Origin of the sequence: Weizmannia sp. FSL W8-0676, assembly GCF_038593015.1 — a bacterium.
Classification (GTDB): domain Bacteria; phylum Bacillota; class Bacilli; order Bacillales; family Bacillaceae_C; genus Weizmannia; species Weizmannia coagulans.
Genome location: NZ_CP151954.1, coordinates 411,100 through 426,418 on the forward strand (window position 1 = coordinate 411,100; position 15,319 = coordinate 426,418).

General features: G+C 44.0%; 12 protein-coding genes. 9 read left to right on the forward strand and 3 right to left on the reverse strand.

The genetic code is table 11. The features are described 5' to 3' along the window. Window positions 1–75: 75 nt before the first annotated feature. Window positions 76–3,540 carry a methionine synthase gene (gene metH / locus NST20_RS02025; protein ID WP_342399957.1) on the forward strand — a complete coding sequence of 1,155 codons (3,465 nt, stop codon included), beginning with the start codon at window positions 76–78 and terminating at the stop codon, window positions 3,538–3,540. A gap of 908 nt (window positions 3,541–4,448) precedes the next feature. Here metH and NST20_RS02030 read toward each other — a convergent pair. Both NST20_RS02030 and NST20_RS02035 read right to left on the reverse strand, forming a co-directional pair. Continuing rightward, window positions 4,449–4,634: a CsbD family protein gene (locus NST20_RS02030; protein WP_013858290.1), complete on the reverse strand. Its 186-nt coding sequence runs from the start codon at window positions 4,632–4,634 to the stop codon at window positions 4,449–4,451. 458 nt (window positions 4,635–5,092) lie between these two features. Continuing rightward, window positions 5,093–5,566 (reverse strand): competence protein ComK, encoded by a 474-nt coding sequence (locus NST20_RS02035; protein ID WP_029142494.1) that lies wholly within the window; start codon window positions 5,564–5,566, stop codon window positions 5,093–5,095. Between the two features lie 288 nt (window positions 5,567–5,854). Here NST20_RS02035 and NST20_RS02040 point away from each other — a divergent pair, with 288 nt between their 5' ends. Next, window positions 5,855–6,448 (forward strand): sigma-70 family RNA polymerase sigma factor, encoded by a 594-nt coding sequence (locus tag NST20_RS02040; RefSeq protein ID WP_342399958.1) that lies wholly within the window; start codon window positions 5,855–5,857, stop codon window positions 6,446–6,448. A gap of 7 nt (window positions 6,449–6,455) precedes the next feature. On the opposite strand, the gene NST20_RS02045 is transcribed toward NST20_RS02040, so the two are convergent. Next, the gene (locus tag NST20_RS02045) at window positions 6,456–7,268 is read right to left on the reverse strand and encodes a hypothetical protein (protein ID WP_342399959.1); all 813 of its coding nucleotides are present in this window, start codon (window positions 7,266–7,268) and stop codon (window positions 6,456–6,458) included. A 290-nt stretch (window positions 7,269–7,558) separates the two neighbouring features. Here NST20_RS02045 and NST20_RS02050 point away from each other — a divergent pair, with 290 nt between their 5' ends. The 7 genes from NST20_RS02050 to NST20_RS02080 all read left to right on the forward strand — a co-directional run bounded on the left by NST20_RS02050 (window position 7,559) and on the right by NST20_RS02080 (window position 15,289). Beyond that, window positions 7,559–8,296: a Wzz/FepE/Etk N-terminal domain-containing protein gene (locus NST20_RS02050; RefSeq protein ID WP_342399960.1), complete on the forward strand. Its 738-nt coding sequence runs from the start codon at window positions 7,559–7,561 to the stop codon at window positions 8,294–8,296. Beyond that, on the forward strand, window positions 8,286–8,981 hold the full coding sequence (locus tag NST20_RS02055) for a CpsD/CapB family tyrosine-protein kinase (protein WP_342399961.1): 696 nt from the start codon (window positions 8,286–8,288) through the stop codon (window positions 8,979–8,981). The genes NST20_RS02050 and NST20_RS02055 overlap by 11 nt, the downstream gene beginning before the upstream one ends. Window positions 8,982–9,106: 125 nt before the next feature. Further along, on the forward strand, window positions 9,107–9,871 hold the full coding sequence (locus NST20_RS02060; RefSeq protein ID WP_342399962.1) for a CpsB/CapC family capsule biosynthesis tyrosine phosphatase: 765 nt from the start codon (window positions 9,107–9,109) through the stop codon (window positions 9,869–9,871). Window positions 9,872–10,204: 333 nt separating this feature from the next. Then, window positions 10,205–11,086 (forward strand): UTP--glucose-1-phosphate uridylyltransferase GalU, encoded by an 882-nt coding sequence (gene galU, locus NST20_RS02065; protein ID WP_342399963.1) that lies wholly within the window; start codon window positions 10,205–10,207, stop codon window positions 11,084–11,086. Between the two features lie 33 nt (window positions 11,087–11,119). Next, on the forward strand, window positions 11,120–12,940 hold the full coding sequence (locus NST20_RS02070) for a nucleoside-diphosphate sugar epimerase/dehydratase (protein WP_342399964.1): 1,821 nt from the start codon (window positions 11,120–11,122) through the stop codon (window positions 12,938–12,940). 35 nt (window positions 12,941–12,975) lie between these two features. Continuing rightward, a complete protein-coding gene (locus NST20_RS02075) occupies window positions 12,976–14,169 on the forward strand; it encodes a DegT/DnrJ/EryC1/StrS family aminotransferase (RefSeq protein WP_342399965.1) in 1,194 nt (397 codons plus the stop codon). A gap of 1 nt (window position 14,170) precedes the next feature. Beyond that, window positions 14,171–15,289: an ATP-grasp domain-containing protein gene (locus tag NST20_RS02080; RefSeq protein WP_342399966.1), complete on the forward strand. Its 1,119-nt coding sequence runs from the start codon at window positions 14,171–14,173 to the stop codon at window positions 15,287–15,289. Window positions 15,290–15,319 lie beyond the last annotated feature (30 nt).

The window sequence follows — 15,319 nt, forward strand, 5'->3', positions numbered from 1 at the left end:
AGTATAGGAGATTCTTTGGCTACCCGGCAACCTGAATTTAACCGATCAAACGCACAACCAAAGGGGGCATTTTTCATGGGGAAAACGATATTTGAACAGCAGCTTGCGAACCGCATTCTCATTCTCGACGGGGCGATGGGCACGATGATCCAGCAGCAACACCTCACCGCGGCAGACTTTGGCGGCGAAGCATACGAAGGCTGCAATGAATACTTGAATCTCACAGCGCCCGATCTAATCCGCTCGATCCATGAAGCATATCTCGAAGCGGGGGCCGACATCATCGAAACGAACACATTTGGCGCAACGTCCATCGTCCTTAACGAGTACGGCCTTGGGCACTTTGCCGAAAAAATCAACATCGAAGCTGCGCGCATCGCCAAGCAGGCTGCCGGAAAATTTTCCACACCCGGCCGGCCGCGGTTTGTCGCCGGTTCAATGGGCCCGACAACAAAGACGCTCTCCGTCACAGGCGGCACCACTTTTGGCGCGCTCAAAACCGCCTACCAGGAACAGGCTTGCGGGCTCATAAAAGGCGGGGCCGACGTGCTCCTCCTCGAAACATCGCAGGACTTGCTGAACGTCAAAGCCGCTTTTCTTGGCATTACGGACGCATTCAACGAAACCGGAAAAAAACTGCCGCTTCTCATCTCCGGCACCATCGAACCGATGGGCACAACGCTTGCCGGCCAGAACATCGAAGCATTTTACATTTCCGTCGCGCATATGCAGCCGGCCGCCGTCGGGCTCAACTGCGCGACTGGCCCGGAGTTCATGGCCGACTCGATCCGCACACTCGCGGGGCTCGCCAAAACGGCAGTGAGCTGCTACCCGAACGCCGGGCTTCCCGACGAAGAAGGGCATTACCACGAAACACCGGAATCGCTCGCTGTAAAAATGAAAGGCTTCGCCGAAAAAGGCTGGCTTAACATCGCAGGCGGCTGCTGCGGCACAACACCTGCCCATATCAAAGCGCTGAATGAAGCACTAGCCGGGCTCCCGCCGCGCCAGCCTGCAAAAGAAGAGCACCACGCCGTCTCCGGCATCGAACCTTTTATTTACGATGACCCGTCCACCCGCCCGATTTTTGTCGGCGAACGCACAAACGTCATCGGTTCGCGCAAGTTCCGGCGCCTGATCGCAGAAGGCAAATGGGAAGAAGCAAGCGAAATTGCCCGCACCCAGGTCAAAAACGGCGCACAGATCATCGACATCTGCCTCGCCGACCCGGACCGCGATGAAATCAGCGACATGGAAAACTTTATTTCAATCGCCGTGAAAAAAGTGAAAGTGCCGTTTATGATCGATTCCACGGATGAAAACGTGATCGAAAAAGCTTTTACATACTGCCAAGGAAAAAGCATTGTCAATTCCATTAATCTTGAAAACGGGACGGAACGGTTTGAAAAAGTCGTGCCGCTCCTCAAAAAATACGGGGGTGCCGTTGTCGTCGGCACGATCGATGAAGAGGGGATGGCTGTCACTGCCGAACGGAAACTTGAGATTGCGCGCCGCTCTTATGACCTGCTCGTCCATACGTACGGGCTCAACCCGCGTGATCTCATTTTTGACCCGCTCGTGTTCCCTGCCGGCACCGGCGACAAGCAGTATTTTGGCGCAGCAAAAGAAACAGTCGAAGGCATCCGGCTCATTAAAGAAGCGATGCCGGAATGCCAGACGATCCTCGGCGTCAGCAATGTTTCATTCGGGCTGCCGCCTGCCGGGCGTGAAGTGCTCAACTCAGTGTTTCTCTACCACTGTACGAAAGCCGGGCTGGATTACGCCATCGTAAATACAGAAAAGCTTGAACGCTTTGCGTCCATCCCGGAAGAGAACGTGAAAATGGCCGAAAAACTGTTGTTTGAAACGAGTGACGAAGCCCTCGCCGCGTTCACCGAATATTACCGCGGCAAAGTGCAGGAGAAAAAAGCGCCAAAGAGCACGATGACGCTTGCCGAACGGCTTGCGAATGATGTTGTCGAAGGGACGAAAGAAGGACTCATCCCGGATTTAGAACAGGCCATGAAAGAATACCCGGATCCGCTCGCCATTATCAACGGCCCGCTTATGGACGGGATGGCGGAAGTCGGCCGCCTGTTTAATGACAACCAGCTCATCGTCGCAGAAGTCTTGCAAAGTGCGGAAGTTATGAAAGCATCTGTCGCATTCCTTGAGCCTTTTATGGAAAAAAATGAAACAAGCACAAAGGGGAAAGTGCTGCTCGCAACCGTGAAAGGCGACGTCCATGACATCGGCAAAAATCTGGTCGACATCATTTTGTCGAATAATGGCTATAAAGTGGTGGACCTTGGCATCAAAGTGGCACCGGCTGATCTTATCCACGCTGTGCGCAAAGAGAAACCGGATGTGATCGGGCTATCCGGCCTCCTTGTCAAATCCGCCCAGCAAATGGTTGTCACTGCCCAGGATTTGCGGGAAGCGGGCATCCGCCAGCCGATACTGGTCGGCGGTGCAGCCTTGTCGCGGAAATTCACGTTAAATAAAATCGCTCCGCAATATGAAGGGCTTGTGCTGTATGCAAAAGACGCAATGGAGGGCCTTACGCTTGCAAACAAATTACAGGATGAATCGGAACGCAGCTCGCTCGAAACGGAACTTGCCAACCAGCGCAGCGGCGGGACAAGGGTGGCGGCGGCGAATGCCGGCGGGGCGCCGGTTGCGACTTTACCGCGCCGCTCTTCGGTATCCCCGGATGCGCTCGTTTACCAGCCGGCGGATTTGAAGCGGCATGTGCTGCGCAATTATCCGCTTTCCCATATTGAGCCCTACGTGAACATGCAAATGCTCCTCGGCCACCATTTAGGATTGAAAGGCCGCGTCAAAAAGCTGCTTGCGGAGGGAGACGAACGCGCCATTAAGCTGAAGCAGCAGGTGGATGAACTGCGCGAGTGGGTGATGAAAGAAAAACTGCTTCAGCCATCCGCTGTATACCAATTTTTCCCGGCCCAGTCGGATGGTAATGATCTGATTGTTTACGAACCGGCTGGAGAGCCTGGAGCATTAAATCCGAAATCTTTATCCATTTTAGAGCGGTTCACATTCCCGCGCCAGGCAAAGCCGCCGTATTTGTGCCTTGCCGATTATGTCCGGAGCGTAGACAGCGGGGTCGTTGACTATGTCGGCATGTTCGCGGTCGTCGCCGGCAAAAACATCCGCCACCACGCACGCTATTTGAAAGAAGCAGGCGAATATTTCAAAAGCCATGCCCTCCAGGCACTTGCCCTCGAAACGGCAGAAGGCTTCGCCGAGCGGCTGCACGAACTGATGCGCGGCCAATGGGGCTTCCCGGACCCGGCCGGTTTCACAATGCAGCAACGCTTTGCCGCCAAATACCAGGGCCAGCGCTACTCTTTCGGCTACCCGGCCTGCCCGAACCTCGAAGACCAGGCCAAACTGTTTAAATTGCTGCAACCGCAAAAAATCGGTCTCCACTTGACCGAAGGCTACATGATGGAACCCGAAGCCGCCGTCACCGCGCTCGTGTTCTCCCATCCGGAGGCAAGATACTTTGCGGTATGACCCCCTAAAGCGGGCCCCGGCCCGCTTTGGGTTTTTTAAAGCAAGGAACGGCCATACATCAAGAAAACATGGACGTTTTCTACGTGAACAAGCGGCTGAAAATTCCATCGCTTTCCTAATCGTGTAACTGACAGGCAAAAATCTTACCGTAGAGCAGTCCATGTTAACAATCAGTCGAAAATTTTGTAGCTTAATACCCGCCACTTTCTTACCATAGGCGCCATGCTGCATTTTTGCGGCTTCGACAGAAGAATGCGGAACCCGGACCCATATACCATTCTGCAAAAAACCGTATTAATCGACAAAATTTGCACTGGCTTTTCTGTTCCGCCCCCAATGTTCCACGGGAAACATTCCAATGAAAATTGTGCAACCGTGCATGTTGAACAGGTTTTTTTGAACAAATACCACTTGCCAGCAAGCCCGAAAATGCTTGACCCCGTTTTCCTTCTATAAAATTACTCACCTGCCACGTTCCCTGTGGCATGAACGCCTACATTAAATCAGCTCCGGGTGCAACCTTTACATCTAAAATTCAGCCAGTGCTGTTACAACCCTTGCCAAGGCCAAGACATATGTTTCCTCATCCAGCCTAACATTCTCAAACGCTGCGAATATTGGCTTTTTTGCTGCCCTAACAAGATGACATGATAGGCTTAATTTCGACAAAACCAGCAATATTTCCACGGAAATACCCACATGAAAAAGCCCGGATATCGGAATCCGAGCTTAAAAATCTATCTGAAAATGTGCGGCAACTGTACCGGATTTTCATCCTTCCGCCCCTGCCGTATCCTTTGTGGCACGGGCGTCAAATCCCCATTGAACTGTTTTGTCCTGTTCTGATATTAGCCAATGGGAGTCCAAAAGCTCCATTACCTTTCAGTGTCTTATCAAAAGCAAAGTGCTTACTTACGGGAGAGGCGGTCTTTTGCATCGCCGACCGAGTCCTGGGCTTCGCCTTTCAATTTGTCCATTTTGCCTTCAGCTTTTTTCTTCGCATCGCCGGTAATGTCACCCCATGTATCTTTTGCTTCGCCTTTCAATTTGTTCCCTTTTCCTTTAAGCTTGTCCTTCATGGCGTCTTGATCCATTTTCATTCCTCCCATTCATATTGTTCATCTTTCCTATTCCCTGATCACAGGCCGATAAACGAAAAATGCAAAAGAAATCGATGGAGAGGATCAACATCCAAAATGGCGCAAATTGAGGAAAAACCAAACCAAAGCCGTGCACAAAATTTGGACAGCCGCGCCAAAATACAGGATCGGCACTTCACAATCCTGGCCAAATCAGATAGGAAAAACTGCCATAACCCAAAATATGTAGATTCGCAACAAGAGTAGGGGACAGGTAAATTCAAAATTCATAGAGTGGAACATGGGTAAAGGGAACGCATGCGCATCATTTCTCCGTCCGGCAAAATTGGAAGGAAACGCATGCGTACATTGGTTGGATGGTTTTGCAGAGTGGATGAATGTTCGTTTCGTTTATTCCTGTATCGCCCAACTTCAGGAATTGCACGCCCGTTCTCAAAACCCCCGGAATGCCCCTAGATCATTTTCTTCCATGGTATGTATTTGCCGAGGCCATGGTAATAGCCGGCACAAATCATTGTGCGGCTGAATTGCTTTTGAAATGTATGCATGGAGCAGTTCAGCTTTAGCTTTTGCTGGTTGGAAAAAGTCACATAAAGGCCGTCCGCTGTGGCGTTAAAGTCTACCACATTCGCAAGGAAAATGAACTGGCAGTCATACGATTTCGGGGATTTTGTCGGCGTTGCAATCAAACCATCCCCCAACACAACCGGTGCCTTATTAAAGTTAAAAATTTGTTTTGTGCCTTTGAGAACGCCTTCAAAATCGCACATCCGGTAATGAATGCAAGCTTCCCGCAACAATTCAAGCTTGCTCTTCCGTGAGTGAAAAACGCCGTCCTGATCATAAATGATTGTCTGATATTCCGGGTCAAATGCGGTATCCAGCGCCATCGTTTCTTCTCTAATGAGGTAATCTGTTTTATTCATCTAAAAAACTCCCCCCTGTTGTCAATTGTGCATTCCCTCTCTTCTGTATGAAGGGCAGGAGGCCAGGGGTGCCGTGTCTTGCTGCTGCCAAAATATCCTTCCCCTGAAAGAGAGGGATATCATTTGTTCCCTGGTCCTATTATACTATAAATCCCAAAAAAATAAAGTATGAATTTACAATTTTGTTATTATTTATAATCCGTGTAAATTTTGGGCAAAATTTCACGTTTCCCCTTAAAAAAACATTAAATTTTCGCGCGGAAAACTGGATGTTTTGGAAACGAAAAGATGCACATTGCCGGTTCGCCCTCTCCCTTTGAACCTGTTATTTTACAATCAACCCGGGAATTCAAGGAAAGCGCGCTTTCCAAAAGGGGAAGCAAAATGGAAAGTTTTGAAGAAGTGCTCCGGCAATACCGGCCGATGATTTTTCATATGATCCGCAAACTCCGCATTTACAAAAACATCGATGAATTTGAGCAGATCGGCATGATTGCACTGTGGGAAGCGTATCAAAACAGGCAGGATGACAAAGGGTCATTCACAAGTTACGCATACAACACGATCCGCGGGAAAATGCTGACCGAACTTACGAAAAAGCGGAGGGAGGAAGAAATGTTTGCGTGCCCGAAAGAGGAATTTTGGAATGTGAAAGTGGACGAGTCGCTTCGTCCCCCGCTTGAGCTTGAAACATTGCTGTCGTATTGCGACGGCCTTACGGAAAAAGAGAAAAAATGGGTAGTGGCTACTTTTTATGAACAATTGAAACAAGGTGAAATCGCATTTCGCGAAGGCAAATCCGTCGAGGCGGTAAAAAAATGGCGGAGACAAGCCCTTGAGAAAATCAGAAAGAATATGGAACAAAAAGAGAGGAAGCGTTGATGCTTCCTCACTCTGCGATGAAAAACTTGCGCAAGTAGTCATACCATGCTTTTGTGCCTTTGTTGCTTGGGGCGGTTTGTTCGCCATTTTGAAAGGTGACATACGATTTGAATGCGTCACTGTCCGGGTCTGGCCAGTTTTTCCAATGATCCAGGTATGTGTAACCTTCTTTTTTTGCGTACGACGCAAGCTCTTTCACCTGTGCCGGATAATTCGCTGCCTTATAGAGCGGGTATGAAGGCTGAATCATCAGCACGGCATCATCCCAAGCAGCAGCGGCCGTTTTGATATCATCAAGCTGATTGTCCATCGCCACAGCCCCGTTGTTGATTAAAATAAACGGCTCAAACAAAATGAGATCCGGTTTGAAATGGGCGACGTCTTTATACTTGCCTTCACGGATAAACTCGTCGGAATTTAAATGATAGGAAAAAAGGGAAACCGTCACATGGCTACCGTACGTATCATTCAACGCTTGCTTCAACTGCGGCCCCCAGCCGTTCGTATCCGCCCCCATCGCATCCGAACCGACAATCGCAATTTTGTAGGCACGCTCTTTGGAAAGCGCGGTTTTAAAATCCGACCGGGCTTTTTTCGGCCAGTTTTTCGTATAATCAGCCAGGGAAGAAGCCGGCTTGTCTGTTTTGTTTGCCTCATGCTTTTTCCCGGCAGCCGGCTCCGCCTTTGCCTTTACCGCTTTCACTTCCCGAGAAGCCGGCTTGAAACGGCTTGGATCCGTTTTATACTCCCAGTACAGGTGCCCGGCTACAAATACGGCAATGGCGGCAATAACCGACAAAATCGCCGTAAACATTTTCATCTCTCATACCTCCGCTCATTCTCATGTGTAACGTCCCTACGAACCTACAAAAATTATGACAAAAAAAGACAAATTGCACAACCAAAATTGAAAGGAAATCCGCCAAAGGTAAATACAGGAAGATTTTTTAACCAGTTTCTTTTTGCAAAATATTGTGGTTTAATACAAAGTGTATCAAATTGTTTAAATTTATTTCAGTTTCCCGCACATTTCGGGAGGATCTATGATATAATGTATGATAGTTTTCTATCTATTTCGCATTTGTGCTGCAGATCTAAAGGGAGGAACTTATGGAAGAGACAATTAGTTTAAAAGAATTGATGCAGGTGCTGCGCAAACGGCTTTCCATGATCGCGCTGATTACACTGGGGGCGATGATTGTGACGGCCATTGTGACCTATTTTGTGATGACGCCTGTCTATGAATCTTCGACACAAATCCTTGTCAATAAAGCAAGCGATGACCAAACGATGTATACCACTAATGCCGTGCAAACAAATGTTCAGCTGGTCAATACATATAATGTGATTATTAAAAGCCCATCCATTCTCGATAAAGTGATTGACGAACTGAAACTCAACATGACAACAGACGAACTGAACAGCAAAATTGAAGTCAGCACGGAGCAAAATTCACAAGTCTTTACCTTGACAGTAAAAGATACAAACCCGTATATGGCAACCAAAATTGCCAACAAAATCGGGGAAGTGTTCAAAAAAGAAGTCAAAAACATTATGAAAGTCGACAATGTGACTGTCATTTCAAAAGCACAAGTGCCCGGGGGACCTGTCAGCCCGAAACCGCTTTTAAATATTACAATTGCGCTTGTGGTCGGCCTGATGGTGGGTGTCGGGATTGCCTTTCTGCTTGAATACCTCGACAATACGATTAAAGATGAGCAAGATGTTGAACAAATTTTGCAATTGCCTGTCCTCGGCGTGATCGGGCAGGTTGATGATCAGGAACTGAATGGTTTGCACCGTGCAGGAAAAAAAACAAAAGGAAAGGTTGAGACGGTTGGCGCCTAAAAAAACAAAGCTGTTGAACACGAGAAGAAAATTAATCGCAAAGCTAAATCCAAAGTCACCGATTTCCGAACAGTTCCGGACAATCCGTACAAATATCAGTTTTTCTTCCGTTGACAATGACCTGCAGATTCTGATGGTTACCTCAAGCGGGCCTGGAGAAGGGAAATCGACGATTGTCAGCAACCTCGCTGTCGTTTTTGCCCAGCAAGGAAAAAAGGTGCTGCTCGCCGATGCCGATTTGCGGCGTCCGACCGTCCATTATACGTTCGGCATGACCAATACATTCGGACTGACAACGGTTTTGACCAAGCAGGGGACATTGCTGGAGACTGTTTCAAAATGTGATGTGAAAAATCTGCATCTCCTGCCGAGCGGCTCAATTCCGCCAAACCCGGCAGAACTGTTAAGCTCACGGGCAATGAAGGAATTTTTAAAAGAAGCAAAAGAACAGTACGACATTATTTTACTGGATACCCCGCCGGTTTTGGCTGTGACCGATGCGCAGGTGCTGGCCAACCAGTGTGATGGCACGATTCTTGTCGTCTCAAGCGGGAAAGCGGAAGTGGAAGCTGTCAAAAAGGCAAAAGAATTGCTGGAATCTGCCAATGCCAATCTGCTTGGCGTTGTCCTGAACAACAAGAAAACCCAAAACACGCATTATTATTACTATTACGGAAAAGATTGACACCATTTGCACATAAATTTTCCGATAACTATTGAAAAATGGTAAAAATGCACTATAATTTTGTATAGGGTTTCATTTTAATTGAAACGAAATTTCATTTCTTGACAGGTTTGGAGGGGTTCGGGATGATGGATATCCATTGCCATATTTTACCAGGCATTGACGACGGTGCGCAAACGATATACGACAGCCTTGATATGGCAAAACAAGCCGTCTCCCAGGGGATCAAGCAGATTATTGCTACCCCTCATCATATGAATGGAAAATATGAAAACCGCAAAACTGGAATCATTCAAAAAGTAAATGAGTTAAATAAAAGATTGAAAGAAGAACAGATTGATCTGGAAATTCTGCCGGGGCAGGAAAACCGGATTTACGGCGAAATTTTGCAAGACTATGAAAAAGGCGAAATCCAAACGTTGGCCGGCACTTCTTACCTCTTTATCGAGTTCCCTTCAAGCCATGTGCCACGTTATGCGGAAACGCTTTTATATGAAATACAAGTGAAGGGCTTAATGCCGATTATCGTGCATCCGGAGCGGAACGCAGAGCTGATCCAGCATCCGGAACGGCTGTATGAAATGGTGAATAATGGTGTGGCGACCCAAATTACGGCTGCAAGCTTAACAGGCGCTTTCGGGAAAAAGATTAAAAAATTCACCGAACAGCTGATTGAAGCAAATCTCGCCCATTTTCTTGCATCAGACGCCCATAATGTGAAAACCCGTGCTTTTAAAATGGATGAAGCAGCGGACGAAATTGAAAAGAAATACGGTGCGGATATGCTCTATTTCTTTACGGAAAACGCCGAACTGCTTGCCAAAGACCAAGCCATCTACAGAGAAATTCCGCAGCCGGTAAAACAAAAGAAATTGTTTGGTTTGTTTTAATTGGCCTTCTTCCTTAGTATTTTTGGAGAAGCATCAAGCGTATAGGTTTGAAACGATGGAGTTGCTCTGCTTTTTTTAGCTAGCAATTTTGTCCAGCGTTGCTTGATTTTGGAATAGCTATTTGGGTATGTCTCTCATCCGTTATCGTGCGAGGCACTCGGCCATGCTGTGGGTGTGTGTGCACCTTAGACGCCTGTCGTCAAGAGTGTGGTGTGAGGGCGGGTTAGATGCCCGACATTTACTTTTATACCCGAATGCTGGAAGAACAAACATCGATTGTTTTTATCGTACTGCGCAAATCTTAAAAATGAATTAAAATAAGGGGGAATTTACGTGAAAAAAGTGAGAAAGGCGATCATCCCGGCAGCCGGCCTCGGAACACGGTTTTTGCCTGCAACAAAAGCGATGCCGAAAGAAATGTTGCCAATTGTGGACAAGCCTACGATCCAATACATAGTAGAAGAAGCCGTTGAATCCGGCATCGAAGACATCATCATTGTAACCGGAAAAGGAAAACGCGCGATCGAAGACCATTTCGATAACGCTTGGGAACTCGAACAAAACCTTGCTGAAAAAGGAAAATTCGACCTCTTAGATAAAGTCCGCTATTCTTCAAATTTAGCCAACATCCACTATATCCGACAGAAAGAGCCTCTTGGGCTGGGACATGCCGTCTGGTGCGCGCGCAACTTTATCGGCGACGAACCATTTGCGGTCCTTTTGGGTGACGACATCGTCCAAAACGACCCGCCATGCTTAAAACAACTCATTGATCAGTACGAAGAAACCCATTCTTCCGTAATCGGCGTCCAGCAAGTCCCGGAAGAAGAAACACATCGGTATGGCATTATCGCACCCGCTTCCAAAGAAGGCCGCCGATATCAAGTTGACAAATTTGTCGAAAAGCCAAAACAAGGCACTGCACCATCCAATCTGGCCATCATCGGACGCTATTTACTGACACCAGAAATCTTTATGTTCCTGGACAAACAGGAAAAAGGGGCCGGTGGCGAGATCCAATTAACAGATGCCATCCAGCAGCTGAATCAGATTCAAAGAGTATTTGCTTACCAGTTTGAGGGCAAGCGGTATGATGTAGGGGAAAAATTGGGGTTTGTGAAATCAACGATTGAATTTGCTCTGCAGGATGAAAATTTGAAAGAAGAATTGCAGGCATTTTTAAAAGAAGTTATGACCGAATCGCTCATTAAGTAGAGCTATACGTTTAAAACAGGGGGATGACAATAGATGTCATTAAAAAAACGGCTGCCGATCTTGATGCTGCTGGACTCAGCAATTGTACTTTGTGCTGTTTTTGCTGGGTACTTTATTTTAAATCCTTATATGAATGTTTATACACACCCAATGCTTTGGGTTAGTTCTCTAACATTATTAATCAGCTATCATATTTTTGCTTTTAGATATCGTTTATATCAAAAGGCCTGGGAATACGCAAGCATAGGTGAATTAACTGCAATTATAAAAGCAGTTACCTTTGCCGCAGTAATTACAGCGGTTGTCCAATTCATTGCTATTCATAATATTTATTTGCGAGTACTGGCCATAACATGGATGATCCATATTTTGTTAATTGGAAGCTCACGGTTTTCATGGAGAGTGTACAGGGATCGCTTTATGGATAGCAAAGTTCAAAAAAAGAGGACACTAATTATCGGAGCTGGTTCTGCTGGCACAATGGTTGCTCATCAGTTATTAAAAAGCAAGGATGCAGATTTAGAGCCGATTGCCTTTGTAGATGATGATCCGAACAAATGGAAGCTTGAAATTTACGGTGTTCCAGTAGTCGGAATGGTTAGTGAAATTCCTTGGGCTGTTGAGCAATATAATATTGACAATATTGTCATTGCTATTCCTTCCTTAAAAAGAGCGGAAATGCAACGAATTTACGAAGAATGTGTAAAAACGAAAGCAAAGACAAAAGTATTACCAATGCTTGAAGATTTGATAACCGGCAAGGTCTCTGTTAACCAAATCCGGGATGTACAGGTTGAAGACTTACTTGGAAGGGAACCAATTGAACTTGACATGTCCATGATTTCAGAAAAATTAACGGGAAAGACAGTATTGGTAACCGGTGCGGGCGGTTCCATTGGTTCTGAAATTTGCCGCCAGGTAGCACAATTCTTGCCTAAAAAACTGTTGCTTTTAGGGCATGGAGAAAATAGTATTTACACCATTGATATGGAATTAAAAAATAAATACAATAATGATATTGAAATTGTCCCCCTTATTGCAGATGTACAAGACCGTGTTCGCATCTTTGACATTATGAATGAATATAAACCAGATGTCGTTTACCACGCTGCTGCCCATAAGCATGTGCCATTAATGGAATATAATCCAACAGAAGCAGTAAAAAATAATATTTTTGGAACAAGAAATGTAGCAGAAGCCGCCGATACTTTTGGCGTGAAGAGTTTTGTAATGATCTCAACAGATAAGGCGGTCAACCCACCAAACGTAATGGGGGCGACAAAGCGATTTGCTGAGATGATTATTCAAAACTTAGCCAAGGAAAGCAAGACCAATTTTGTTGCGGTACGGTTTGGTAATGTTTTAGGAAGTAGAGGGAGCGTTATTCCATTATTTAAAAAGCAAATTCAGGCTGGTGGGCCGGTTACGGTCACACATCCTGATATGACGAGGTATTTTATGACGATACCGGAAGCTTCTCGGCTTGTGATCCAAGCAGGTGCGCTTGCACGGGGAGGAGAAGTATTTGTGTTAGACATGGGAGAACCAGTAAAAATTGTTGATTTGGCCAAAAATCTTATCACGTTATCCGGCTTTTCAGTTGACGAGATTGGAATAAAATTTACTGGAAAACGACCGGGAGAAAAGTTGTATGAAGAACTGTTAAACGAAAATGAAGTTCAGAAAGAGTCTATTTATCCCAAAATTCATATTGGCAAAGCAGAGCCTATGCAAAAGGAAAATCTATACGCTGTTATTGACACACTATTACAAAAGAATCCAATTGAATTGAAAAAAACACTTTTAGAGATTGCAAACACAAAATTTAGTAAGGGCAATTTAGTAGCAAAATAAAATATCAAAGATCTAAATATGTGAGGCTAAATATAATGAAGATACAATTTTCACCACCAGACATAAGTGAAGTTGAGATTAACGAAGTTGTTGATACATTAAGGTCAGGATGGATAACAACTGGTCCAAAAACAAAGCTTTTAGAAAAAAAAATAGAGGAGTTTACAAATGCTGCCAGAGCGGTTTGTTTGAATTCTGCAACAGCAGCATTAGAGTTGACACTAAGAATATTAGGAATAGGTAAAGGCGATGAAGTTATAACCACAGCATACACTTATACTGCCTCAGCCAGTGTAATTAATCATGTGGGTGCAAAAATAGTGCTTGTTGACACCGCAAAAGATTCCTTTCAAATGGATTATAATCAGTTGCAAAAAGCAATAACTTCAAAAACAAAAGCGATAATACCCGTTGACCTGGCCGGTGTAATGTGTGATTACGACCGGATATTTGAAATTGTAAAAAATAATCGTCATTTGTTTCGGCCGTCAAATACTATTCAGGAAGCAATTGGCCATGTTATTGTTTTAGCTGACGCTGCTCATTCATTTGGTGCTACATATAAGGGGAAGAAAAGTGGAGAAGTTGCCGACTTTTCTTTCTTTTCTTTTCATGCTGTAAAAAACTTTACAACGGCAGAAGGTGGGGCAGTTACATGGAGAGATATTCCAGGTATAGATAATGAAAAATTGTACAATCAGTTTATGCTTCTCTCTTTACATGGACAATCAAAAGATGCTTTAGCAAAGACTCAACTTGGTTCTTGGGAATATGATATAGTATATCCTGCATATAAGTGCAATATGACGGATATTATGGCTGCAATTGGTTTGGGACAATTTCAAAGGTATACAAATCTTTTAGATAAAAGAAAACAAATTATAAAGTTATATAACAAAAATTTGGATAGTAATCTTTTTGAAGTTTTAAGCCACTATGGTGAAAATTTCTCATCAAGCGGTCATCTATATCTTGTTAGAATAAAAGGGAAAGACGAAGCATATCGGAATAATATTATATTAAAAATGGCAGAAAAGGGTATTGCAACAAATGTACACTATAAGCCACTACCAATGCATACAGCTTACAAAAAATTAGGATTTGACATTAATAATTTTCCTAATGCATTTAATATGTATAAAAATGAGATAACTCTACCACTTCATACATTATTAAGTGATGAACAAGTAGAGTATGTCTGCAATACTTTAATGGAAATGGTGAAATAAAATGAAAAATAACAGAGTATTAATACTAGGTGTGGCTTCAGTGCAAATGGATGCAATTTTAGAACTTAAAAAAATGGGGTTTGAAACTTATGCATGCGCAATGGCAAAAGATGGACCAGGTGCAGAAGCAGCAGATCATTTTGCAGAAATAAATATTCTAGACATTGATAAAATAATTAGGTTTATTAAGGATAATGATATATCATTAGTATATTCGGTAGGCTCCGATATCGCTATGCCAATAGTAAACTTAATTAGTGAGCGTCTTCATCTGCCTCATTTTGTAACGAACGATACTGCTAGAATATGTAATAATAAAGACTCAATGAGAAAAATACTGGGAAATGATTTCAGAGGAAATGTTAAATTTCAAGTGGTAAAAAGTAGGAAGGATAAACTTGAACTTGATTTTCCATTTATTTTAAAACCAACTGATTCCCAAGGACAAAGAGGCGTTAAGTTAGTAAATAACTATGAAGAATATTTAGAAGGATATGAGATTGCCAAAAGTTATTCGAGATCTGGTTTAGTAATAATAGAACAGTATATTTCAGGCCCGGAAATTTCAGTTAATGGATACCTTGTAAATGGAGAAATACAATTCATGGTAGCTTCTGATAGAGATACATGGCCGCAATTTACAGGACTGATTCATAAACACATTGTGCCTTCTAAAAATCTAAGTTCTAGTCAAGAACGTGATTTGAAGACGATGTTGGAGTTAGCGTGTAAAAAGCTAAAAATAAATAATGGGCCAGTATATGCACAAATGAAGTTAGAAAAAGGTGTCCCATATATTATTGAAATTACACCACGATTAGATGGGTGTCATATGTGGAATATCTTGAAACTGTACACAGGAGTTAATTTAATAAAATTAACGTTCCAACATTTAATTAATAACAACATATCCGAATTAAATAATGGTATAGAGGAATTCAAAGATAATTATGTGTTAGAATTTATATGTCAAGAACCAAATTCACGAGCGGATTATTCTAAATATGATGGTGAGCTGTTAAATTGCTTGTATAGCTTCAAATACTATAATCAAGATGACCTTATAAGGCCTGTAAATGGCAAATATGAAAAAATTGGTTATTTCATAATGAAAATATAAAATACGTTGTATTATAAAATTTATTTATAA

What these genes read in the sequence shown, in the direction of transcription:
- metH (WP_342399957.1), top strand. Translation starts at nt 76, where the DNA reads ATGGGGAAAACGATATTTGAACAGCAGCTTGCGAACCGCATTCTCATT.
- NST20_RS02030 (WP_013858290.1), bottom strand. Translation starts at nt 4,634, where the DNA reads ATGGATCAAGACGCCATGAAGGACAAGCTTAAAGGAAAAGGGAACAAA.
- NST20_RS02035 (WP_029142494.1), bottom strand. Translation starts at nt 5,566, where the DNA reads ATGAATAAAACAGATTACCTCATTAGAGAAGAAACGATGGCGCTGGAT.
- NST20_RS02040 (WP_342399958.1), top strand. Translation starts at nt 5,855, where the DNA reads ATGCACATTGCCGGTTCGCCCTCTCCCTTTGAACCTGTTATTTTACAA.
- NST20_RS02045 (WP_342399959.1), bottom strand. Translation starts at nt 7,268, where the DNA reads ATGAAAATGTTTACGGCGATTTTGTCGGTTATTGCCGCCATTGCCGTA.
- NST20_RS02050 (WP_342399960.1), top strand. Translation starts at nt 7,559, where the DNA reads ATGGAAGAGACAATTAGTTTAAAAGAATTGATGCAGGTGCTGCGCAAA.
- NST20_RS02060 (WP_342399962.1), top strand. Translation starts at nt 9,107, where the DNA reads ATGATGGATATCCATTGCCATATTTTACCAGGCATTGACGACGGTGCG.
- NST20_RS02070 (WP_342399964.1), top strand. Translation starts at nt 11,120, where the DNA reads ATGTCATTAAAAAAACGGCTGCCGATCTTGATGCTGCTGGACTCAGCA.
- NST20_RS02075 (WP_342399965.1), top strand. Translation starts at nt 12,976, where the DNA reads ATGAAGATACAATTTTCACCACCAGACATAAGTGAAGTTGAGATTAAC.
- NST20_RS02080 (WP_342399966.1), top strand. Translation starts at nt 14,171, where the DNA reads ATGAAAAATAACAGAGTATTAATACTAGGTGTGGCTTCAGTGCAAATG.